The 22370-nt window shown below is 39.6% G+C and carries 19 protein-coding genes and 3 tRNA genes; 10 read left to right on the forward strand and 12 right to left on the reverse strand.

Annotation, left to right across the window (positions count from 1 at the left end):
• Positions 1-49: 49 nt before the first annotated feature.
• The gene (locus tag B3P16_RS11600) at positions 50-1579 is read left to right on the forward strand and encodes a peptide MFS transporter (RefSeq protein WP_070566091.1); all 1530 of its coding nucleotides are present in this window, start codon (positions 50-52) and stop codon (positions 1577-1579) included.
• 73 nt (positions 1580-1652) lie between these two features.
• On the opposite strand, the gene B3P16_RS11605 is transcribed toward B3P16_RS11600, so the two are convergent.
• The gene (locus B3P16_RS11605) at positions 1653-2645 is read right to left on the reverse strand and encodes an acyl-ACP desaturase (RefSeq protein ID WP_112375597.1); all 993 of its coding nucleotides are present in this window, start codon (positions 2643-2645) and stop codon (positions 1653-1655) included.
• A gap of 189 nt (positions 2646-2834) precedes the next feature.
• Here B3P16_RS11605 and B3P16_RS11610 point away from each other — a divergent pair, with 189 nt between their 5' ends.
• Both B3P16_RS11610 and B3P16_RS11615 read left to right on the forward strand, forming a co-directional pair.
• Positions 2835-4058, forward strand: coding sequence for a cysteine desulfurase (locus B3P16_RS11610; protein ID WP_070566087.1), 1224 nt, complete (start codon positions 2835-2837; stop codon positions 4056-4058).
• A 12-nt stretch (positions 4059-4070) separates the two neighbouring features.
• Positions 4071-4490: a SufE family protein gene (locus B3P16_RS11615; RefSeq protein WP_070566085.1), complete on the forward strand. Its 420-nt coding sequence runs from the start codon at positions 4071-4073 to the stop codon at positions 4488-4490.
• A gap of 77 nt (positions 4491-4567) precedes the next feature.
• Here B3P16_RS11615 and B3P16_RS11620 read toward each other — a convergent pair whose 3' ends face one another.
• The 4 genes from B3P16_RS11620 to B3P16_RS11635 all read right to left on the reverse strand — a co-directional run bounded on the left by B3P16_RS11620 (position 4568) and on the right by B3P16_RS11635 (position 7322).
• Positions 4568-5389, reverse strand: coding sequence for a VOC family protein (locus B3P16_RS11620; RefSeq protein ID WP_286753188.1), 822 nt, complete (start codon positions 5387-5389; stop codon positions 4568-4570).
• A gap of 39 nt (positions 5390-5428) precedes the next feature.
• Complete coding sequence (locus B3P16_RS11625; RefSeq protein WP_286843045.1) at positions 5429-6340, reverse strand: DUF1801 domain-containing protein; 912 nt, start codon at positions 6338-6340, stop codon at positions 5429-5431.
• Between the two features lie 8 nt (positions 6341-6348).
• Positions 6349-6777 carry a DUF1801 domain-containing protein gene (locus B3P16_RS11630; RefSeq protein ID WP_286753190.1) on the reverse strand — a complete coding sequence of 143 codons (429 nt, stop codon included), beginning with the start codon at positions 6775-6777 and terminating at the stop codon, positions 6349-6351.
• A gap of 92 nt (positions 6778-6869) precedes the next feature.
• Complete coding sequence (locus B3P16_RS11635; RefSeq protein WP_286753191.1) at positions 6870-7322, reverse strand: SRPBCC domain-containing protein; 453 nt, start codon at positions 7320-7322, stop codon at positions 6870-6872.
• A 381-nt stretch (positions 7323-7703) separates the two neighbouring features.
• Between B3P16_RS11635 and B3P16_RS11640 the strand changes: the two genes are divergently transcribed.
• A complete protein-coding gene (locus B3P16_RS11640) occupies positions 7704-9602 on the forward strand; it encodes an alpha-L-fucosidase (protein WP_286753192.1) in 1899 nt (632 codons plus the stop codon).
• A gap of 136 nt (positions 9603-9738) precedes the next feature.
• On the opposite strand, the gene B3P16_RS11645 is transcribed toward B3P16_RS11640, so the two are convergent.
• Together B3P16_RS11645 and B3P16_RS11650 are read right to left on the reverse strand one after the other, a co-directional pair.
• Positions 9739-9811, reverse strand: a tRNA-Lys gene (locus B3P16_RS11645).
• 269 nt (positions 9812-10080) lie between these two features.
• On the reverse strand, positions 10081-11034 hold the full coding sequence (locus B3P16_RS11650; protein ID WP_286843048.1) for an acetyl-CoA carboxylase carboxyltransferase subunit alpha: 954 nt from the start codon (positions 11032-11034) through the stop codon (positions 10081-10083).
• A 160-nt stretch (positions 11035-11194) separates the two neighbouring features.
• Between B3P16_RS11650 and B3P16_RS11655 the strand changes: the two genes are divergently transcribed.
• The 3 genes from B3P16_RS11655 (at position 11195) to chrA (ending at position 15530) form a co-directional block, all read left to right on the forward strand.
• Positions 11195-13381: a glucoamylase family protein gene (locus B3P16_RS11655; RefSeq protein WP_070566074.1), complete on the forward strand. Its 2187-nt coding sequence runs from the start codon at positions 11195-11197 to the stop codon at positions 13379-13381.
• Positions 13382-13478: 97 nt separating this feature from the next.
• A complete protein-coding gene (locus B3P16_RS11660; RefSeq protein WP_046671760.1) occupies positions 13479-14000 on the forward strand; it encodes an OmpA family protein in 522 nt (173 codons plus the stop codon).
• Positions 14001-14201: 201 nt separating this feature from the next.
• The gene (gene chrA / locus B3P16_RS11665) at positions 14202-15530 is read left to right on the forward strand and encodes a chromate efflux transporter (protein ID WP_286753193.1); all 1329 of its coding nucleotides are present in this window, start codon (positions 14202-14204) and stop codon (positions 15528-15530) included.
• 137 nt (positions 15531-15667) lie between these two features.
• On the opposite strand, the gene B3P16_RS11670 is transcribed toward chrA, so the two are convergent.
• The 3 genes from B3P16_RS11670 to B3P16_RS11680 form a co-directional block, all read right to left on the reverse strand.
• Positions 15668-15752, reverse strand: a tRNA-Leu gene (locus tag B3P16_RS11670).
• A gap of 5 nt (positions 15753-15757) precedes the next feature.
• A tRNA-Gly gene (locus B3P16_RS11675) sits at positions 15758-15830 on the reverse strand.
• Between the two features lie 112 nt (positions 15831-15942).
• Positions 15943-16431, reverse strand: a complete 489-nt coding sequence (locus B3P16_RS11680; protein WP_286753194.1) for a regulatory protein RecX — start codon at positions 16429-16431, stop codon at positions 15943-15945.
• Positions 16432-16507: 76 nt separating this feature from the next.
• Here B3P16_RS11680 and B3P16_RS11685 point away from each other — a divergent pair, with 76 nt between their 5' ends.
• Both B3P16_RS11685 and B3P16_RS11690 read left to right on the forward strand, forming a co-directional pair.
• On the forward strand, positions 16508-18949 hold the full coding sequence (locus B3P16_RS11685) for a bifunctional UDP-N-acetylmuramoyl-tripeptide:D-alanyl-D-alanine ligase/alanine racemase (protein WP_286753195.1): 2442 nt from the start codon (positions 16508-16510) through the stop codon (positions 18947-18949).
• A 44-nt stretch (positions 18950-18993) separates the two neighbouring features.
• Positions 18994-19593, forward strand: a complete 600-nt coding sequence (locus B3P16_RS11690) for a DUF502 domain-containing protein (protein ID WP_046671757.1) — start codon at positions 18994-18996, stop codon at positions 19591-19593.
• A 162-nt stretch (positions 19594-19755) separates the two neighbouring features.
• Here the strand turns inward: B3P16_RS11690 and B3P16_RS11695 are convergent, their stop codons facing one another.
• Positions 19756-20655, reverse strand: a complete 900-nt coding sequence (locus B3P16_RS11695) for a pirin family protein (protein WP_046671756.1) — start codon at positions 20653-20655, stop codon at positions 19756-19758.
• 45 nt (positions 20656-20700) lie between these two features.
• Here B3P16_RS11695 and B3P16_RS11700 point away from each other — a divergent pair, with 45 nt between their 5' ends.
• Complete coding sequence (locus B3P16_RS11700) at positions 20701-21300, forward strand: hypothetical protein (RefSeq protein WP_201638684.1); 600 nt, start codon at positions 20701-20703, stop codon at positions 21298-21300.
• Here B3P16_RS11700 and B3P16_RS11705 read toward each other — a convergent pair.
• Positions 21297-22079 (reverse strand): Cof-type HAD-IIB family hydrolase, encoded by a 783-nt coding sequence (locus B3P16_RS11705; protein ID WP_286843052.1) that lies wholly within the window; start codon positions 22077-22079, stop codon positions 21297-21299. The genes B3P16_RS11700 and B3P16_RS11705 overlap by 4 nt on opposite strands.
• Positions 22080-22370: the final 291 nt, after the last annotated feature.

Genomic DNA, 22370 nt, shown 5'->3' on the forward strand with positions numbered 1-22370 from the left:
ATATAAGCTTCTTTTGCGAAAGAAGCTTTTTTGATTAATATAAATTAGTATGGAGGTTAGTACAAGGGAATCGCTAGAAGAGATTCAAAATTTTGACGGGAAGTACCCAAAGCAAATCTGGAGTTTGTTTTTTTCCGAGATGTGGGAAAGATTCTGTTTCTATGGTATGCGCGGGATGTTGGTGTTCTTTATGATCACACAGCTAAACTTTGCTGAAAAGGATGCCAATTTACAGTATGGAGCGACACAAGCATTTGTATATGCGTTTACATTCATAGGAGGGCTGTTTGCAGACAAAATTCTTGGTTTCAGAAAGTCTTTATTCTGGGGTGGCTTATTGATGATCGTAGGAAGCTTATTTCTTGCAGCAGATCCGCATAAATATTTCTTTTTTGGTTTATCATTTATCATTATAGGTACGGGTTTCTTTAAACCCAACATATCGACGATGGTAGGCGAGCTGTATAAAAAAGGTGATGTTCGTCGTGATGGCGGCTTTTCCTTGTTTTATGCGGGAATAAATTTAGGCGCATTCTTAGGCGGATATATCTGTGTTGCGATCGGTAAAGGATATATGCTGACGTCAATTATTTCTGAGGGACATCGCTGGAATGTTGCTTTTGGTTTGGCGGCGGTAGGCATGTTGGTTAGTTTAGTGAATTTTCACTTTACCAAAAGGCATTTAGGACCAATTGGACTTCAACCTGGGGATCCTGAGGCCATAGTAAAGACGAAAGCATTACCGAAATGGGTAGAATATGCCGTATATATTGCCACGTTGATTTTTATCCCTATTATTCAGATCATGGTGTCAAAAACGCAGTATACAGACTATTTTATGTACACGATCGGCCCATTGACGCTGTTATATCTTTTTTATGAAATGTCTAAAGTGACTGCTGAAGAGCGGAATAAATTAATTGCCGCGCTGGTGTTTATCCTTTTCTCGATTATTTTTTGGGGTATATATGAGCAAAGTGGCGGTTCCTTAAGCATCTTTGCTGCTAAGCATTTGAATGATTCCTTATTGGGCGTTATGACGCTCGATCCAAATGGCGTTAACAATTCAGGTGGAGCATTATTTATTATTGCATTAGCACCTCTTTTTGGTCTTTTTTGGATTTGGCTGGGCAAACGTAAACTTGAGCCAAATACCATTATTAAGTTTGGTCTTGGCTTTGTTTTCTTGGGATTAGGTTATTATGTCCTATTTGCTACGCGTTTATTTGCTCACGATGGTATGACCTCATTGGATGTCTTTACTCTTGCACTGCTTGTGATTACCGTTGGGGAGCTTTGTCTATCACCAATTGGTCTTTCCATTATGACGAAATTGTCTCCAGCAAGATTACAAGGTATCATGATGGGCATGTGGTTCTTGGCAAGTGCTTACGGTCAATACGTAGCAGGCTTGATTGGTGCTAGTATGGCTGAAGCTAAGGAAGGAAGTTCATTGGCGGATAAACTGGTGACTTATACGGAGAGTTATAAACAATTGGGCTTATATTCTTTGATTGCTGGTGTGGTGCTTATAGCCTTATCTCCTGTTGTACGTAAATTGATGGGGAATGTAAAGTAAAGTGCGCAACTTTGAAACATTAAAGTTATTGATATAAAAAAAAGCTTGATTATTAAATCAAGCTTTTTTTATATTAATAAATCCATTTGAATTTATAATCTTTTTCTGGAACCTTCATCCGATCAGCCAGTCTAGCCAAACGATCTGGTAGTTTTAGTAGATAATCTCTCGCTTTCTCACCTTTATCATTCAGGCCAGTAACTTGATCTATTTTCCATTCACTGTTCAGCTCTTTCAAGATATCCACGTAGTCCAAAGCAGTATATACTCCCAATCGTTGGGCTGCGTCCGAGAAATGTGCAAATGCCTCTCCTTGGGGCTCACCGGCTTCTCTTAAGAACTGGGCCGGCATAACGATTTTTTTACGCATCATATCCTCAAATGCAATCATGACTTCACTCGGGTCTACGGTGATTGCTTTTGAAATAAAAGACATATAAGCTTTAGCATGACGTGCCTCATCAGATGCGATGACCCCACACATTTTTGCCAAAAGTTTATCGCCGCTTTTTTTGGAAAGCCCAGATACACGACGATGGGAAACGTTGGTCGCTAATTCCTGAAATGAAGTATAAATAAAATTCCGGTAAGGGTCTGCACCAGTACCAATATCAAAACCGTCTTGAATAAGATATTGTGTAGACATTTCAAATTGGCGCATGTCTATTCTACCCGACAAATAAAGGTATTTGTTCAATAGGTCACCGTGACGGTTTTCTTCAGCCGTCCAAGCGCGTACCCATTTCATCCATCCACCTTGCTCGTTTTTGTCAACGTCTTCTACCATGGTCAACCACGATTCGTACGTTGGAAGGGCCTCTTCGGTGATGGTGTCTCCAACCAATACTGCGACCAAATCATAAGAGAGCTCTTTTGCACTTTCCTGCAACTCTTTTACTTCCTCAAAAAAAGTGTCCCTAGAAGAATCTGGAAGAAAATCGGCAGGTTGCCACATCTCTTCAACAGGCTTCAGGTATTCGCTCATCTCATTGAGCATGAACGGTTCCAAATAGGTCATCACTTCTTTACGTGAGCCTTCCGGTAAATTTAGAGGTAATTCTTGCATATCATTACAAAGGTACTAAATAGCATCAATAAATTATAAAAGCTAATTATAATTGTTTAAAATGCCAAAAATTACTTTTTTGGCTGAGGATACCTTAGAAAACCGACATTGATAATGACATAAAAAACAGATTGACCGTCCTGTATTCGATAAAATACTATTAACTTTGTATAAATTATTTAGACGACGTTGGAAAAATTTAATATAGATAAAATACGAGCCGATTTTCCGATTCTTAAGAGAGAAGTAAATGGTAAACCATTGGTTTATTTGGATAATGGCGCGACAACACAGAAGCCGAGTTCTGTTATAAATTCGATTGTACATTATTATACAGATATGAATAGTAATGTGCATCGGGGCGTACATTATCTTAGTCAGATATCGACGGACGCTTTTGAGGTGACTCGAAAAAAAGTTCAGGCTTTCATTCATGCTGCTGAAGATAAGGAAATCATTATCACCAAAGGAACAACAGATGGAATTAATCTGATTGCAACGTGTTATGGCAGAGCTTTTATTCACGAAGGTGATGAGATTATTATCTCAGCGATGGAACACCATTCCAATATTGTGCCTTGGCAGATGCTCTGTGATGAAAAGGGCTGTAAAATTCGCGTCATTCCGATGAATGATAAAGGTGAGCTTGATATGGATGCCTACAGCAATTTGTTTAATGAGAAAACCAAATTAGTTGCTGTAACCTATGTTTCAAACTCCCTTGGGACAATCAATCCTGTGCGTGAGATGATTTCAATTGCTCATGGGCATGGTGCTGTTGTTTTAGTCGATGCTGCGCAGGCTGTTCAACATATACAGATTGATGTTCAAAAACTGGATGTAGATTTTCTGGTATTTTCAGGACATAAAATGTACGGTCCTACAGGTGTAGGAGTGTTATATGGCAAAGAAGAGCTATTGAACGCGATGCCACCTTATCAAGGTGGTGGAGATATGATTAAAGAGGTTACTTTTGAAAAAACGACCTATAATGAATTACCTTTTAAATTTGAGGCCGGTACGCCTAATATTGAAGCCGGTATCTGTTTGAACGAGGCCATCGATTATATCAATTCAATAGGTCTGGAAAATATCGAGGCCTACGAACATGATTTGTTGCAATACGCTACGGAGAAGTTGGCTGAAATTCCGGGCATGCGGTTTATTGGAACGGCCGAGCAGAAATGTTCCGTTATTTCATTTGTAATTGATGGCACGCATCCTTATGACGTTGGTGTGATCTTGGATAAATTGGGGATCGCTGTACGTACAGGCCATCATTGTGCCCAACCTGTCATGGATAGGTTCGGTATTCCGGGAACTATTCGTGCTTCTTTAGCCGTATATAATACAAAAGAGGAAATAGATATTTTGGTCGCCGGTATCCAACGCGCGGTCAATATGTTGGTTTAATAAAAAATAGGTATGACCATTAATGAAATACAGGATGAATTAATTGAGGATTTTGCTTTCTTTACGGATTGGATGGAAAAATATGAGTACATCATCCAGCTGGGAAAAGAAGTGCCTCTAATTGATGAACAATACAAAACAGATGAATATATCATCAAAGGATGTCAGTCCAAAGTATGGCTTTTTCCGGAAATAAAGGATGGAAAAGTGTATTTTACGGCAGATAGCGATGCAATTATCACAAAAGGCTTGGTGAGTTTAATGGTCAAAGTACTATCTGGACATACCGCCAAGGAGATTGTTGATGCCGATTTATATTTTGTGGATAAAATAGGGCTGAAAGAACATTTGTCACCAACTCGGGCAAATGGCTTGCTATCCATGATTAAGCAAATGAAATTATACGCTCTGGCTTTGCAAGTGAAAGCATAAAAAGGGGATTATTCATCCCCTTTTTTCTTAATACTATTTTAAAAGCTGTTCCCCTCAGCTTGAGATTTATTTTGAAATTATCCAATGAGCTCCTGAATAATGATCTTTTTCATTCTCATGAGCGCTTCATTTGCCCCTGGTCGCTTTAGTAATGTTGCAATTTGTTCAGGTACGATCTGCCAGCTTACACCGAATTCGTCTTTGCACCAGCCACACATGCTCTCTTTGCCTTTCTTAGTGATCGTATTCCAGAAATAATCAATTTCCTGCTGATCTTTACATAGAATAGTGAGTGAAATGCCTTCGTTAAAAGTGAAATTTTGTGGAACTCCGCTATCCATTGCCATGAGTGTAAAATCCCGGACTAAAAATTGGGTATGTTGTATTAATCCGGTATACTCACCTTCTGTGTATTTCATGATCCCGTTGCTTCGAAAATCATGAAATAATTCTGCATAAAATGCTAGTGCTTGTTCGCAATTTCCTTGTTGCTCTCCGCAATACATTAGCGTAGGTACAATTGCCTGTTGGTTGGTATCGCTCAGTTTACCGAGGTATAATTGCCAATTTACCCCAAACTTGTCGGCCAACCAGCCGTAGTAAGGGCTCCAAGGGTAGGAGTTTAAAGGCATTAAGGTGTTACCTTCCACAGCAAGTGAATTCCAGATACGATCAATTTCCTCTTTGCTTTCGCAAATGACCATAAATGATATGGATGGGTTGGGTTTGAATGTAGGACCTCCATTTATTCCAATAAATTTCACACCGCTTAGGACAGCTTCAACAACGATGGGAGAGCTGTTGCTAATATGGCTTCCAGGGAAGGTACCAGCGTAAAGATCAAAGGCTTCCTTCGCGTTTTGATCGAACCAAATGGATGGGATAATTGAATTATTCATCTTTTTTTGTTTTAGCGTTCACCTATTTGTATTTGTCGTTCAGGCCTTTTTTAGCGAGGACCAACGGTTTAATTTTTCAATACGGGATTGTTTCGTTTTTTCTTGCTTGGCCTCATCGATGTACTCGATGTATTCTTTCTGTTTTCCTGGTGTTAAAGCCTGGAAACTTTCTGCGAAGGTCGGATCCGTCTGCAGTGCTTCCAATAATAGACCAGCAGGGGCCTTCATTGGAGATTTAGTTGGCTTGAGCTCTTTTCCCTCGTCAATGGTTTGGATGGATTCTTGGATATATGCGGCTATTTTTTCGGCACTCATATCCTTAACGTCTTCAAAGCGCCATTGTCGTAATGCTTTCGTTTTTCCTTCGGAGGCACTAATGAGATGTTTATCCCGATCGGTTAAGAATACACCATTATAAAACCAGAGGGAGAAGAAATTTTTAAAGCCGCCCCAACCAATAACATTTTTCCCTTTATGCGTATAGATATAGCTCCCCCATTTGAATTCCTTTTTTAAGGAAGTTTGCTGGATGATCTCTTGCATGAGTTCTTCAGCCTCCTGCCAGTTCCCTCGGCTTTGGTACCAATTGGGGCCTTGTTTGTCTTTAAGTTTATCAATATTAAAATTGACAATATCGGTAATTATTTGTGTTGGAATCGGTTGATCCAAAGGGATTTGTATTGCCCCTTTTGTGGTTTTAAAATTTTTGAGTTCTGTAATGAAGTGCTCGATAGCAGCAGGTCCTGGATATAGGCCCAAATGGTTTTTGTTCATCGCAAAATGGATGATATTACCCTTGTATCTGAAAGTAGGCATTTGATAGGAGATCGTTTCATCTGCAGCGGGAGGGACTAGGCCAGCGATAAGCTGTCTCACCTTGATCAGATATTCTTTTTTCTCCCCGTCAAATTGATTGATATATTCGTCTATTGTTGCGATGCTCGTTGTCATAATTTGTGTTATTCTTTGATTCTCGTATACTTATTTTCAATAAACTGTATCGTTTCGGACATAAGCTGATGGAGTATCTCTATATTGATGTCGCTTAATTTCTTGATGTATATGCAGGCTTTGCCTATTTTAAATTTCCCGAGCTGATCGACTAAATGTCGATGCTCATCGGCACCGGTAAATACATAAAGGGAGATTGCTGATTTTCGGGGGCTAAATGCGATCAAAGGAGCATAGCCTTCGTGCCCACTTATATAGGTATAATGATAGTTTCCAAATCCGATGATCGTTGGTCCGTACATTTTAGCCGGCTCACCCGTTGTGGTTTCCATTAATTGTATCAGTGTTGCACTATCGATTTGTTTTTGTGGGTCGTCAACTGTTTTTATAAAGTCTTGGACAGATGCTTCGGTATATGCCGTTTTATTTTTTGCCATGTATAGTTGATGTATTTGACGGATATTCGGATAATCTCAATTGAATATATTATATTTGAAGTAATTCGATGAGCAGCTATTTTTAGAGAGAACTATTTTTGGAACATAAAATCGAAAGCCCCAGTTCTCAGATTGATATCATATTCTAGATACGCTTTCATGCAAGCTAAAAAGTTGGCCCAACCCTCTGTTTGTCGCATCATCATTAAAATTCCATCTGCATCGTTGTTCATCTCGTGTTCTGTAATCTTTATGACGGTCGCGTTTTCTCCGAATGTGGATAGTGCGATTTCTACCAGTTGATTGGGAAGTCCCCCGCTCCAGTCGAAAGAGATATATGAATTGGGTCTGATGGTTTTTCCTGTCACGGGAAAACTGTCGGGAAATTCTGGAAATGTCCATTCTACCGTTTTATCTGTCTCTAGACGTCCAGTCGAAGATTTTATAAAATAATGATTCATTTTATTGGGATCTACAATAGCCTCAAAAACTTCGTTGATCGGTTTCTGAATTTGGATACTGGCTTTGGCGGTTAGTTTTTCCATATTAATTTAAAGTTTTAGACAAATATTCAATAAATACAGATAGCTTGTATCTGATTACATTAAAAATATTGAAAAAGATCTTTTCGTGACCATTGACCAATCTATTGTCCAAATCACTGTTTATTATTTTAAGATGTATAGACTATATAAACACCTTATTGAAGAATAGGTTTTCATTTTGGGGACCTGGATCAATATTTCCCCTAAAAGGAACGAATTGTACACTTGTAAAATGTAGTTTTAGCGTATTTTTGACTATAGTTAAAATTGATCCTGCATTCCTTCCATTAGGTCGCAAGGAACGATAATCCAATAAATTTAGAAAAGGTATCCGTCTGAAATCTTTCAGGTGGTATTTGCTGTCTTCATAAAACCAACGTTATGTTTAAAATCAAGTGTTTTTTTCTTTTTATGGTTTCTTCGGGCGTTTTTTTTTCGAGCGCACAGACTAAAAATGTAAATGAAGGCAATGAGGCTCCAAATATGTTTAATGATGCGACAACACGTGATAAAAATGCGATTGTTGAAGCAGAAACCGGTTGGTGGAAACGTGCCGCATTAACTCGTGAACAACGCTTGGAGAAATGGAAGGCCGCCTCATTTGGTATGTTTGTTCATTGGGGCGTTTATTCCCAATATGGAAATATTTGGAAAGGGAAGGCGGGCGGGGGCTATGCGGAGCATCTGATGCGTGTGATGAAAATCCCACGTAGTGAGTATCTTGATTCAGCACGTCGATTTAATCCCCTAAAGTTTAATGCGGAGGAATGGGTATTGTTGGCAAAAAATGCAGGGATGAAATATTTTATTATTACGGCTAAGCACCATGATGGCTTTGCGATGTATCCTTCTGCATTTTCAAGTGACTACTCATTGTCAAGCACGGCATTCAAAAGGGACCCGTTGGCGGAATTAGCAGCTGCCTGCCATAGACATGGACTCTTGTTTGGCTTCTATTATTCGCATGCTTTTGACTGGGAGCATCCGGATGCTCCCGGTAATGACTGGGATTACCGTAATCCCGGCGGGGATAAATTGTTGGGTGGCACAAATTGGTTTGACAAACATCCTGAATGGTTGACAAAGGCTCGGCATTACGTAGATCAAAAGGCGATTCCTCAGATTGAGGAACTTATTCAGCGCTATCATCCGGATTTGTTATGGTTTGACACACCGCATAAGTTGCCGCTGTCTGAAAACCTGCGAATTTTAAAGGCTATTCGAACAGCTGATCCGAATATTATTGTCAATGGTCGATTGGCACGTACCGAGGAAAAGAATTACGGCGATTACCTGAATACGGCAGATCGACCTGAGGAATATTATCCAGTTGCTTCTGGCGCTTATTGGGAGGCCATACCAACTACCAATGAATCCTACGGTTATTCGTCGACTGACAAGAGCCATAAACCAGCAGCGCATTTTATCAAACTCTTAGCCAAGGCTAAAGCCATGGGTGGGAATATTCTAATGAATATTGGACCCAAGGGCGACGGAAGCATCGACAGCGCTGATGTCGCTATTTTAAAGGGATTAGGTCGGTGGATGCGGGGGAATAGTGAAAGTGTCATTGATGTTGCACCATCTAGCTTACCTCGTCAGCCCTGGGGAGTCATTACTCAGCGTAAAAATACCCTGTATTTACACGTGTTTGAGCGCCCTCAACGGAATGATCTGATTGTCGGCGGATTGATTGCTCAGGTTAATTCGGTTTCGTTATTGTCGGGAGAAACTATCGGAAAATATAGGTCCGACAAAGGTGGACTGCATATTCCTATAGATCAAATTGCTTCTGAGGATGATGACCTGGTCGTAGTGGTGCAATTGAAGGATAGCATAGCTAATCCAATAAATCCTACTTTAATGTATGTGGATCATCATGTCAATAAAAATCGGCTACTGACCTTTTATGCAAAACAGATCGGGAATCCGATGAAGTTTGGGGACGGTAAAAAGAATCGCTATTATGTGACGGGTTGGACTAGGTTAAGTCAAGGGTTAAGATGGGATACCCATGTGTTAAATGGCGGACGCTTCAAGGTGGCTATACGGTATGTGAAAGATGTTGTAGGTACAGGAGGGAACCTGGGCTTGAATTTAGGGGGGAAGAATATTGATTTTACGATAGATCCGTCTTCTTCCGTTGGTTTGCGTGAACATCAGCTTGAATTGGGTACGGTGACATTGCCAAAGGGCAAGCAAGTGATTGAATTACGTGTCCATACTATAGCGGGAGCAGAAATGGTGAAATTTTTGGAAGTCATATTGCTTCCGGAATAATATTTCACAGAACAAGCTTGTGTGTTATGACTGGTCCATCCTTGTGCCTCCTTGGATCAAACCCTACCGACACTTCCTTCAAATCCTGATATTCCTAAACAAAAAAAGCTAATTTTACGATTAGCTTTTCTTTCTGTGATCCCGCTGGGATTCGAACCCAGGACCCATACATTAAAAGTGTATTGCTCTACCAGCTGAGCTACGGAATCCTTTCTGTTTTTGAAAGTGATGCAAAGGTAGAAAAATAAGTTATTTGTGCAAAATTTTTTTATCTTTTTTGTTGATAAAAATTGTAACTATTTAAAAATTACTGAATTATTTTTTGTTTAAAAGGCCTTTTAAAACACTTGGGGATAAGAAGGATTAGTATAGCGGAGGTTTTTTGGAGCAAGGAAGCGTATTTTTAAGCTAGAATGGTCATAAAAAAAGTCAGCTAATTGCTGACTTTTTTTATGCTGTAGGGGTTGTATGGATAACATTATTCAGTTACCACACCCATTTTGCTAAACTTATCAATTCTTTCAGTAACTAATGTATCGCTATCTTTAGCCGCCAATTCGGCAAGATCTTTCAGCAACTGGCTTTTTAGATTAGCCGCTGCTGCCGCAGGATCCTGGTGAGCACCACCTAGCGGTTCAGGGATAATACCATCAATCAATCCGTTGCCCAACATGTCTTCTGAAGTCAATTTTAATGCCTCAGCGGCTTTTTCTTTGTGATCCCAGCTTCTCCATAGGATGGAAGAACAAGATTCAGGTGATATGACCGAATACCAGGTATGTTCCATCATGTAAACTCTATTTCCAACACCAATACCCAAAGCTCCACCTGAAGCTCCTTCACCAATAACAACGCAGATGATCGGAACTTTCAAGACAGCCATTTCCATGAGGTTGCGCGCAATCGCTTCACCCTGTCCGCGTTCCTCAGCTTCAAGTCCTGGATAAGCACCCATCGTATCAATTAGAGTGATCACAGGTTTATTGAACTTTTCCGCCATTTTCATTAAACGTAATGCCTTTCGGTAGCCTTCAGGATTGGCCATTCCAAAATTGTGATATTGACGCTCTTTGGTGTTTTTACCTTTTTGATGACCGATGATCATAACGGCATTACCATCAATAGAAGCCATACCACCGACGATCGCTTTATCATCCTTAACGGTTCTATCACCATGCAACTCGATAAATTCGTCGCAGATAGCTTCTATATAATCATAAGTCTGAGGGCGATCCGGATGGCGCGACATTTGAACGTTCTGCCAGCCTGTTAAATTGCCGTATATTTCTTTTTCAGTAGAAGCAAGCTTTTCTTCAAGCTCACGAACGGTTGCGCTCATGTCAACTTGAGTTTTTTCGGCAACTTGAGTTACCTTTTCAATTTGCAATTGCAAGTCTGCAATTGGCTTTTCAAAATCAAACGTGGTTTTCATATATCTATTTTATGAAAATATTCAGAGGGCTAATTTAGCGCATTTTTTCTGAAATTAAAATTAGGGAGGATAATATCATTGGAATTCCTTTGTTACATTTGCGTTATAATCGTACTGGTGGCTTAGTTTTTGATTGTAGGCCTGTGAAAAATGTTGACTTATGCTGAAAAAATATTTTTACTTTCTTTTATTACTGATCTTACCTACACTTGTTCGGTCAGAAAGTTATCCTGAGGTTTTATTTGACAATAGTGTAATCAACGGGAGTTATGCTAAGAGTATCGCTCATTATACCGGTGAATCATGGATCCAAAATGTGAGCTATAGCCTTCCGGTTTCCGATAGTTTGTTTTTTACGCCAGGCAATTCGCTTTCTTTGCGGTACGTTTCTTCTCCTAATGGTAAGTGGGAGGCAAGTATTTTAAACGACAAACAGAAATTTCCCTATTTAATTGCCAAGGATGATCATCTAACTTTTAAGCTCTTTATTCAAAGCAATACTGAAAAGGGACAATTGCCAAAAGTTACCTTACAACAAAACGACACGAAGACAAATGCTGTGGATATCGCAAATTATATCGATGATTTTGCTTATGATACCTGGCTTAATGTGTCCATTCCAGTCAATAAATTTGGAGGAATTTCACTAGGGAAGTCTGTTTCGGCTTTAATTCTGGAACAAAACGGAACTGCCCTGCAGACAAATCAATTATTTATCGATCAAATTGAGTTTTTGCCCAAAAACTATCCAAAGGTAAGACTTTCATCAGCAGCTATCTTATCGAAGATCAGTTCCGTAGATAAACAAGTTGAGCTGGTTTGGCAATTGCCGCTGACACCAAGTATCCGCTATGTGAAAATCTACCGTTCGGAAGATAAACTCAATTTTCAGCCGATAGCAATTTTACCCATCTATGTACAGAAGTCGCTGGATAGGGTTAATGAATATAATAAATCTTATTATTACAAAATCGCTTGGGTAGATTATAATTATGTTGAATCTCCATTTTCTGAGGTTAGGGAGGTACAAACAAAAAAGGGGACGGATAAAGAGATGTTGAATTTTATCCGAAATGCTCATGTGAATTATTTTATAGACAACTATGATGTGAATAGTGGTATGTTTCTACCTGACCGAGGTAATAGACAAGCTATTGTATCAACAAATGAAACCGGCTATGCGATCTTGGGTTTGCTTGTGGCAGGAGAGAACAATTTGATCTCGCGACAAGCTCTTTTGGTCAGGTTAACACGGATTGTGAAATTTTTGAGCAGTGCACAACAACATCAAGGGGTCTTTACAGCGCTTTACGATGGCCGCTCAGGGGTACCTTATTATCGCGATTCAGTTCCAACGTACGATTTGCGCGGTACCTCCCATATTATGGAATCGCTTTTGATCGCCCGACAATATTTTTCTAAAGAGGATCCTGAGGAACAGGCCTTGAGGAATACTATTACGAAGCTCTGGGAGCGCATAAACTGGAACTATTTTACGGATGCACAGCATCCTGATGTACTTTGGAATAAGTGGTCTCCAGTAGACAGTACAGCTAGATCGAGGCCTTTGGGGGGATTTAACGAGAGTCTGGGGACCTACTTGCTGGCGATGTCTTCACCTACCCATCCTTTAGCGATTTCAGCTTATATCAATGGATTTGCAACCAAACATAAAGGTCACGAATTGTATTTTGGGGATGACACCAATGATTTGGCTCCTGAACTCAAAATGAAATTAGATGATTCTTTAGCGCGTTCAATAAGTGCAAACCCTTTAATTGGCGATGCTGGAAATGCCGGTGTTTCGATCTACTCCGACGATAAAGTTATTTTCGCCAAGAATATTGCCGGCGGTAGTTTAAATGAATCGTTGATGTCCGTTTATCGTCCCTTTTTGATTATGGATCCGAAAGGAAAAGTGGATGACTTTGTCGATTACAAGAAATATTTGTCGAATTATATTTTGGCCTACAAACGTAGAGATAATGAAATGAGCATAGGGACACGATTTACAGATATTTGGGGCGTGGAAAATGTGGAAGACACGTATCAGGGATATTTGGTGAATCCTGCGGTAGCTATTGCAGCGTACCCATTTGAAAAGGAGATAGGTCTAAAAGCATTGCGTAAGTTTTACGAAGAATACGCCGATGTGTTATTTACGCAATATGGTTTCAGAAGCTGGATTGATATTAAAAACAACGATGTTTCTGAAAGCTATCGTGCGAGGAATCAGGCAACGATTGCCGTAATGATCGAGAATGCAAATTCAGGCATGATCTGGAAATTGTATGAGAATATTCCTGAGGTAAAAAAGACTTTAGAAAAAGTATATACCAAGAAATAGATTTGTTACGTTAGTTATGGCGTAGAAGGGATGTCATATTGGACTTTTTTCGCTATATTTACTTGCTTAAATCGATATTAAATACGTTAGAAACGACATGCTTAGAAAAATTAATTTGGGGATTTTAACCTTATGTGCAAGTTTATCCTTATTTTCCTGTAAACAACAAGCTATTGTAGTCAATCCGGGTGCTGTTGTAACAAAAGATGGAACTGATGATGGTTTGAAAAATGTGAAGAAGGATTTTAATGATGCGAAAAGAACTGATGAAGGGATTAAGTTTAGTATATCTTCTGACTTATTGTTTCCAACAAACTCTTCTTATCTATCTGAGAAGGCAAAAACTGAAGTTAGTAAATTAGCGTTGATCTTGAAAGAAAGTAATAATAAGATCAAAGTTGATGGGTATACTGATGCTACGGGTACTGTTGAGTATAATCAGTGGCTTTCCGATAAAAGAGCAGCGTCTGTTAAGAAGTTCTTAGTAGATTCAGGTGTTGCTGAATCACGCATCACGGCAAAAGGTTTCGGTCAGTCAAATCCAGTTGGCGATAATAAAACTCCGGAAGGACGCCAAAAAAATAGAAGAGTGGAAGTTACTATTTTAGATAAAAAATAGTTTATCAGACCAATTCTTAATATAAAAAAGCGTGGTATTTAAGATATCCCGCTTTTTTTATGCAGTTATATCGCGGTTTTAAATCGTTGTATACCGTCTCCCCAAACGAGATATTTTAAATAGGAGATATCGGTAGGAGGCTCGCGCTGTGGAGATTGTTTTCGATAAGGTACGAGTCTAGGGGAAATAGCGTTGAAAAAGATGAATTTAGAAGAAGAAGATCATAAACAAAAGCCAATTTTTCGGGAAGCCATCTGGTTTTGGTTTGTGTTAGGTTGGATAAGTTTTGGTGGAACAACTGGTCATGTGACCATTATGCACGATTTTTTGGTCGAAAAGAAAAGATGGGTAAGCAACAGGAAGTTTTTTCAGGCACTCAATGCCTGTATGTTGTTGCCAGGACCTGAGGCGCATCAATTGACGATCTATTTAGGATGGAAGTTGCACGGCTTAAAAGGAGGTGTGTTGGCCGGACTATTTTTTATTGTTCCTTCACTTCTCATTATATTTGGACTCAGTGCACTATATGCGCACTATGGTAACTCCGCATTGCTTATTGCTTTATTTTCGGTTTTAAAACCTGCCGTTCTAGCGATCATTATATTTGCAACCTTTCGAGTGGGGCAGAAATCTCTTGTCAGCATATGGCATTATTTGGTCGCATTGGCTGCCTTTCTGCTCTCGTATTTTGCTGGGGTTCCAATGCCCTGGATTATTGTGGGCGTGATCGCTTTCGGTGCACTATGCTATGCAATCTTGTCAAAAACTTCCAAAATAAATGCCCATCATGAAAAGGAAGATAAGCAGCTCGAATCAGTTTATTATATCAATACGCTCGAAAAACTACCCCCTATATCTTACCGTCGTATTTCTCTTCAGGTTCTGCTGTTTTTCTTACTATGGTTGATTCCGCTGTCCATTTTACTGTTTTTTACTATCGATACGGAATTTTGGAAGACACTTTCCTTTTTGTTTACAAAGTCTGCTTATTTGACTATTGGAGGTTCTTATACAGTCATTCCTTATGTTGCGGCCCTTGTGACAGAGAAATTGTTTTGGCTTTCCAAGAGCCAGATGATAGATGGATTTGCGCTTGCAGAGACAACCCCGGGGCCTTTAGTGGTCGTTTTGGCCTATGTTGGTTTCATGGCCGGCTTCAATCATTTCCATCAGTCCTATTCTATGGCAGCACTAGGTTTGGTCGCTACAGCATATTTTACCTTTTTGCCAAACTTTGCCCTGATTTTTGTTGGGGCACCACTGATCGAACGGACCCAAAAAAATGCATGTATACAATTTATTCTGTCTTTAGTAACAGCATCGGTCGTTGGTGTAATCGTTAATTTAGCCTGTTATTTAGGGCTAGGAATTCTATTTCCAGGTGGGGTTAGTTCTTGGTATGCCATTGAGCCGATGGCTTTGGTATGGGTGCTATTTTCACTTTTTCTTTTATTCAACTATAAAATAGGCATGTTGAAACTTATACTGTTAAGTTTGGCCTATGGCTTTCTCTTATTTTTATGGCGATAAAATAAAAATGTCCATCGACTGATGAGCTTCGCGAGCAAATTTATAAAAGATTGAAGGGGGGAGTGAATTTGATAGGGTTATTCTAGGTTACAGACGCATATAAACAAGAAAAGCCCATCGTTAGATGAGCTTTCTTGTACCTAGGGCGGGAATCGAACCCGCACTCCCTTAACGGGAACAGGATTTTAAGTCCTGCGTGTCTACCAGTTCCACCACCTAGGCAGGTGAGCGAAAAACGAGATTCGAACTCGCGACCCCAACCTTGGCAAGGTTGTGCTCTACCAGCTGAGCTATTTTCGCATTGGAATTTTATTTCAATTTTCAAAAGAACCTTGCGTTCCTTTTTGGTGATGCAAATATAGAGCGAATATTCAATATTGCAAAATATTTATTTACTTTCTTTCTGTGTTTTTTATAACTCCTTTGAATTCAGTATAGAAAAAATTAAATCACTCTCAAATCCGCGAGATAGTGCAAACTGATAAACTTTGTTTTTAACTGCATAGCGGTCCTTGCCACTAATTTCACGGAGTTTTTTGTCAATGATGTGATTTAAGATTTGTTCATATTCATCGAGATCGATTTGCTTAAATGCAATTTTTATCAATTGCTCGGATACCCGTTTTGCCTTGAGTGCCTGCTTGATTTTTACTTTGCCCCAGCCTTTCATGCGGAGCTTTCCGTTACAGTAGGCAATAGCAAAGCGTTCTTCATTTAAAAAATTATCGGCGATCAAATTGGCCAAAATATTTTCGACTTCTACTTCGTGTAGTCCCCAGCTGTAGAGCTTATCGCGTACTTCTTGCTGTGCGCGTTCTTGATAGACGCAATAGCTTTCCGCTTTCAACTGTGCCTGATGCTGCGTTAATATCTTCTTATTTCTTTTTTCCTCGTCAAACATATTGTCAAAATTTCAAAAATAATATGAAATAACTAAAAAAATGTTCAGTTTTGACACAATCAAAAATATCAGGAGAATGTACAAAATATCGGAAATCGCCCAGATTTTACATCCCAATCGCACATTTATCACGGATCCCAATTCTTTTGTCCAGCATTTATTTTACGACAGCCGTAAAATTGTCCAAGCGGACAACGGGATTTTTTTTGCACTTCAGAAGAATAGAGATGGCCACCGTTATATTAGAGAAGCTTATGATAAGGGAGTTCGTAATTTTGTGCTTCAAATCGATAGTGCACAGGAAATGGAGTTTTTGGAGGCTAACATTCTTTGGGTAGCGGATAGCTTGGTCGCTATGCAGGAACTGGCAACTTTTCATCGGCAGAAATTCGATTACCCGGTCATTGGAATCACTGGTAGCAATGGTAAAACGATAGTGAAAGAATGGCTTTTTCAGCTGATGTCTCCTGAATATAAGATCTATAGAAGTCCCAAGAGTTATAACTCTCAGCTCGGTGTGGCACTTTCGTTATGGGGACTATCCGATCAGTATAATCTTGCGCTGATCGAAGCAGGAATTTCAGAGAAAGGAGAAATGCAGCGCCTTGAGCAGATGATAAAACCAACCATAGGACTATTGACCAACATTGGTGTGGCACATAAAGCCGGTTTTAAATCGAAGGAGGAAAAGATTTATGAAAAGCTCGAGTTGTTTAAACATGTTGAAACCATGATTTTTCCGAATACTTACCTAGAAAATGTTCAATTGCCTTATCGGCCACGAAAATTTTCCTGGGGGCTTGATGAGGGGCTTTCTTTGGAGGTGTATTCCATCAAACAGGTCAACGACCGATTTACTATGGTAACCTTCTATTATACCGGGCGCACCTTTGCTGTTGAAGTACCGTTTGTGGATAAAGGAAATGTTGAGAATGCCATAAATTGTGTAGCGGTGATGCTACGTTTTGGTTATGAAAATGAAGTGATCGCATCAAGGATTAAAGAATTGCAGCCTGTGGCGATGCGTCTTGAGTTAAAAAAAGGAAAAAAGAATAGCTCCATTATCGATGACTCGTATAGTAATGATCTGGATGCACTACAAATAGCCCTGGAGTTTTTAAATCAACAGGGCCAGCATCCGTTCAAGATGTTGATATTATCGGATATTCCCGGTGTTACTATCGAAGATGAAAAAAGCTTGTCCAAGCTGAGACGTTTGCTTAGTGAGTATCGTTTGGATAAATTGATATTGATAGGTGAAGTGTTGCCTAAATTGGCTGCACAATTTGATGTGCCTTCCATTTCATATAGCGATACTGCTGCTTTTTTGGCCGATATAAGGTCGCTTTCTTTTGAAAATGCGACGGTATTACTGAAAGGAGGACGGGAGTTTCATTTTGAACGTATCAGTCAGCTTTTGGTCGCAAAATCACATGATACAGTGCTTGAAATCAATTTGAATGCACTCGAGAATAATTTGAACGTTTATCGACAATTGCTGCCAAAACAGGTGAAGCTGATGACGATGGTCAAAGCTTTCTCTTACGGTAGTGGAAGTTTCGAGATTGCAAATCTTTTGCAATTCAATCGGGTGGATTATCTGACGGTCGCTTTTGCGGATGAGGGGGTGGATTTGCGCGGTGCAGGAATCACATTGCCTATTGTGGTAATGAGTCCGGATGAAAGTTCTTTTGAGTCCATCGTTCAGTACAACCTTGAACCGGAGATTTATAGCTTTAGAATATTGTTTTCCTTCTTGAATTTTCTGAAAACGAAACAGATAACTTCCTTTCCGATTCATATTAAGATAGATACTGGCATGCATCGGTTGGGTTTTATGCCTGACGAGGTCAATCGTTTAATAGCTGTGTTGCGTACGGAAGCGGTTTTAGAGGTTAAATCTGCCTTTTCCCATTTAGCGTCTGCAGGAAATGAAAAGGACCGGGAATTTACACAGCGACAAATTGATCTGCTGGATGACTTTACGAAACGTCTAGAAAGTGGTCTAGGATATTCCTTTCTACGTCATATTGCAGCAACCTCGGGTATTGAACTGTGGCCGAATGCGTATTTTGATATGGTACGATTGGGGATCGGTCTCTATGGTATCGATATTGAGCGGCATGATTTACCCATTAGGGAGGCGAGTACCTTGAAAACTAATGTGACGCAAATTAAATACCTCCCGGCAAGTGAGACCGTAGGTTATAATAGGCACGGTGTTCTGTATAGAGATAGTAAGATCGCCACGATTAAAATTGGTTATGCGGACGGTTACGATAGGCGTTTTGGTAATGGTGTCGGTAAAATGTTGGTTAACGGTTTTTTAGTCCCTACTATTGGTGATATCTGTATGGATATGTGTATGCTGGATGTAACGGATGTGGAAGTTGGAGAGGAAGATGAAGTTATCGTGTACCCTGATATAAAGTCAGCAGCGAAGGCTATAGGAACGATCCCTTATGAACTGCTGACCAGTATTTCCCAACGCGTAAAAAGAGTATATTTTTATGAATAATAAAGGATATTCTGCATTTTTGAATAATATTTGATTTTCAATTCATGTTTAGCAAATTAATTAGAGGCTTTATTAATTATTTGATAAGAGGTATCCTGGTGGTGGTTCCTCTAGCTGGTGCTATTTTTTTAATAGTTTGGATTGTTGCATCAGTTGATTCGGCATTGAATCTAACTGAACATTTTTTGGAAGATGATAGAGGGCATCCCTTGTATATTCCGGGAATAGGTATTCTGACCGTTATTTTGGTGTTGGTTTTGGCAGGGCTTATTTTTACAAATTTTGTTACAGATCCAATTAAAGTGTGGATTAATCATCAGATCCAGCGGATTCCACTTTTAAATACATTATATTCTTCGATTAAAGATTTTACAGAGGCCTTTGTTGGTGATGCAAAGAAATTTAATGAACCTGTCTTGGTAACGGTGAATGAGTTTGGTCTGAAGAAGATAGGTTTCTTAACGCAACATGATTTAAAAAGCATTGGGCTTGAAGAAGAGGTTATGGTGTATTTTCCATATTCATATTCTTTTGCGGGACAGGTTGTCATTATCAGTGCAGACAAGGTGAAAAAATTAGATATGTCGCCAACAGATGCCATGAAATTGGTTGTTTCCGGTGGTGTGAGCGGGATAGCCCATTAGTACTTCTTTGCAACAGTTGACTTTAAGATTTATTCAATAAAAAGGCTGGAAATTGTCCACAATTTCCAGCCTTTTTGTTTTCGTCTGTTTTGTCCTTCCAATTGTAATCCCGTACGGCAGATACGTTTGCGATTGCCAAGTTTAAATGAAGAAATAGTGCTGCTAAGCTTTTTTCTGCCCTAAAGTTGGATTTACTGGCGGGATTGGAATATAGCCGTCATCTCCAGGAACTTTTGGAAATTCATGTTTTTCCCATTTTTCGCGCGCTATTTTTAATGTTTCAATGTCCGAAGCGACGAAGTTCCAGTCGATATAGCGTTGTTCAGGAAAAGGTTCGCCACCAAAAATGTAGACCGAGGTTCCAGCCTCCATTTTGAATTCACATAGTTTCGCATCTTTGGCAACTAAAATCTGCTTTGGACCGAATTCCTGACCTTCCGCATGAACAGTCCCATGCAGGATATATAATCCACTTTCGCCATATAGATGATCACCTAGTTTAATAGTTGCATCTTTTTCCGCTTTGATTTCAATAAGGTATAATGGGCTGTATACGGGGACCTCGGAACGGTGATCTTTAATTTCTCCTGCAATTAAGCGATAGGATACGCCATCTTCGGTCCAATGTGGAAGTTGCGGTTCTTCTATGTGAACAAAATTAGGCTCCATTTTTTCGAGTTCTTTTGGTAGGGCCACCCAAATCTGCAGTCCATGGAGGTCGTGCGGCGTCGATCGCAGTTGTTCCGGGGTTCTTTCGGAGTGTGTGACACCCTTACCTGCCGTCATCCAATTGACTGCTCCAGGTTTGATCTCAACGGCATTTCCTAAGCTGTCCCGGTGCATAATGCTACCTTCGAATAGATAAGTCAATGTGGATAACCCGATATGCGGATGTGGTGCAATATCCATAAAGTGCGGTTCGGCAATGTTATCAGGTCCCATGTGGTCAATGAAGATAAAAGGGCCGACCATACGTTTCTGCCTGAAAGGAAGAAGTCGCCCAACTAAGAAATTGCCTATGTCAGCGGCTCTTTCTTCAATAACTATTGCAATATTTGACATAATGTTTCCTTATTTTTGTGTTTCTAATCTACAGCAATTTAAGAAATGTCAAGTATAATCAATCGTTTTTTGGGTAAAAAGAGTGTAAGAAATGAAGCGCTTTTGGCACTGGCAGATAGGTTGTCTTTTAGGAACAGTCAGCTGGACAGTTTTTTGATCGATCACCTAATACAAAGTAACAAAATAGATCCAGCCGACTTTTTTGCTTTCCAAGAGCAGTTGCTTAAGCTTCATGTTGACCGATTGGAGTCGATGCAGGTGGAGCTTAGCTTGTTGAACCAATATTTGCAATTGGCTGAACGTTTTCTTCCAGCAGGTTTTACAGTCAAATGGGAAAATAAGCTTCAGTCTCAGGAGGAGATGATGTTGCCGCCGCTCATTCTTTTTCCTGTGGTACAGCATGCTGTTGAGAATGGTTATAATACGATGTCTTCTCATCCTGTACGGATCCGATTATCGGGCTCATCCAAGTTGATTATGCTTGAAGTTAGCTATCGTGTGAACCATTATCTGGAAAGTCAATTTAGCAGTACACTGATACGTGATTTTAGACAGCGATTGGACTATCTTTTTCCGGAAAAACATAATTTGCTGATGAATAGCAACAGCAATACTTCTCGAATAACTTTAACTATCCAACTTTAGATGATATTGAAGTGTTTTAATGCATTCCAGATACCATTTTCATCAACACTGTCTGTTATATAATCTGCAATTTCCTTTACCTCGGGATTTGCATTACCCATAGCAATTCCAATGTGGGTGTGCGCTAGCAAGGTAATATCATTTCCGCCATCGCCAAATGACATAGTTTCTTCCAAGGTAAAGTTGAAATGATCTAAAAAAACATCTATTCCAATTTTTTTGCTTTGCCCCATCGGATTTACATCCGCAAAAATGGGCGTCCATCTCGAAGCAACTGAATTTGGCATCACATTTTCCATGAATTCAGCTTCTTCTTCAGGATTGATGAAAACATTGACCTGCATAACGGAGTCCAGATCAAAATCCTTTTCGTAATCCCGAATAGGTGGTGTCGGCACATTGACCTGTTCGTACATTCGTTGTACCTCAGGTGTAACCTGGTTTAAGGAAATTTCCTTTTCGGACATAAATGAAAAAGTCAGGTCCTCACGCTTTTTAGCATAATCCAATAAGGAGCGAATGTCTTTTTGAGGGATGTTATTTTTATAAATGACTTCCTGTTCCTTTGTGACGCAATACCCGCCATTGAAGGTGATATATCCATCAAAATCGAGGTAACGAATATGTCCCAGCTGATTGTAGGATCGTCCTGTTGAAACAAATACCTTGATGTTTTTTTCTTTTAATAATTGAAATGCCTGTTGAGTAGATTCGGGAACCTGATGTGTTTTGAAACTTAGCAAAGTTCCATCGATGTCAAAAAAGATCGCTTTAATCATGGATTTTTGGGTCAAAACCAAATATACTAAATACTTAGGATAGTGTAACTATTACAATATTAAATCTGAGGCGTTTTATCTCCTACAGACCATGAGAATTTTACCACATTGGTGGAAGAAAGGTGAATGTCAAATTTGTAATTAAAAGGAAATAAAACCTGAAATAAAAGGGACTTAATAGGTAGATTATAGGGCTTCATCCGAATGAGGTCCCTATGAGGTCCCTATAAAGTCCCTATTAGATACGTATTAAATGTGTTGTTAATTTGATATAAACTTGGCTCCTTCAAT

It is taken from the genome of Sphingobacterium sp. UBA7631 (genome assembly GCF_002483935.1).
Taxonomy (GTDB): domain Bacteria; phylum Bacteroidota; class Bacteroidia; order Sphingobacteriales; family Sphingobacteriaceae; genus Sphingobacterium; species Sphingobacterium multivorum.

Bases quoted from the DNA above. Each gene is read 5' to 3' on its own strand.
- B3P16_RS11660 (WP_046671760.1), top strand. From the start codon at position 13,479: ATGCTTAGAAAAATTAATTTGGGGATTTTAACCTTATGTGCAAGTTTA.
- B3P16_RS11630 (WP_286753190.1), bottom strand. From the start codon at position 6,777: ATGGCAAAAAATAAAACGGCATATACCGAAGCATCTGTCCAAGACTTT.
- B3P16_RS11700 (WP_201638684.1), top strand. From the start codon at position 20,701: ATGTCAAGTATAATCAATCGTTTTTTGGGTAAAAAGAGTGTAAGAAAT.
- chrA (WP_286753193.1), top strand. From the start codon at position 14,202: ATGAATTTAGAAGAAGAAGATCATAAACAAAAGCCAATTTTTCGGGAA.
- B3P16_RS11615 (WP_070566085.1), top strand. From the start codon at position 4,071: ATGACCATTAATGAAATACAGGATGAATTAATTGAGGATTTTGCTTTC.
- B3P16_RS11650 (WP_286843048.1), bottom strand. From the start codon at position 11,034: ATGAAAACCACGTTTGATTTTGAAAAGCCAATTGCAGACTTGCAATTG.
- B3P16_RS11655 (WP_070566074.1), top strand. From the start codon at position 11,195: ATGCTGAAAAAATATTTTTACTTTCTTTTATTACTGATCTTACCTACA.
- B3P16_RS11695 (WP_046671756.1), bottom strand. From the start codon at position 20,655: ATGTCAAATATTGCAATAGTTATTGAAGAAAGAGCCGCTGACATAGGC.
- B3P16_RS11605 (WP_112375597.1), bottom strand. From the start codon at position 2,645: ATGCAAGAATTACCTCTAAATTTACCGGAAGGCTCACGTAAAGAAGTG.
- B3P16_RS11635 (WP_286753191.1), bottom strand. From the start codon at position 7,322: ATGGAAAAACTAACCGCCAAAGCCAGTATCCAAATTCAGAAACCGATC.
- B3P16_RS11640 (WP_286753192.1), top strand. From the start codon at position 7,704: ATGTTTAAAATCAAGTGTTTTTTTCTTTTTATGGTTTCTTCGGGCGTT.
- B3P16_RS11620 (WP_286753188.1), bottom strand. From the start codon at position 5,389: ATGAATAATTCAATTATCCCATCCATTTGGTTCGATCAAAACGCGAAG.
- B3P16_RS11705 (WP_286843052.1), bottom strand. From the start codon at position 22,079: ATGATTAAAGCGATCTTTTTTGACATCGATGGAACTTTGCTAAGTTTC.
- B3P16_RS11600 (WP_070566091.1), top strand. From the start codon at position 50: ATGGAGGTTAGTACAAGGGAATCGCTAGAAGAGATTCAAAATTTTGAC.
- B3P16_RS11625 (WP_286843045.1), bottom strand. From the start codon at position 6,340: ATGACAACGAGCATCGCAACAATAGACGAATATATCAATCAATTTGAC.
- B3P16_RS11690 (WP_046671757.1), top strand. From the start codon at position 18,994: ATGTTTAGCAAATTAATTAGAGGCTTTATTAATTATTTGATAAGAGGT.
- B3P16_RS11685 (WP_286753195.1), top strand. From the start codon at position 16,508: ATGTACAAAATATCGGAAATCGCCCAGATTTTACATCCCAATCGCACA.
- B3P16_RS11680 (WP_286753194.1), bottom strand. From the start codon at position 16,431: ATGTTTGACGAGGAAAAAAGAAATAAGAAGATATTAACGCAGCATCAG.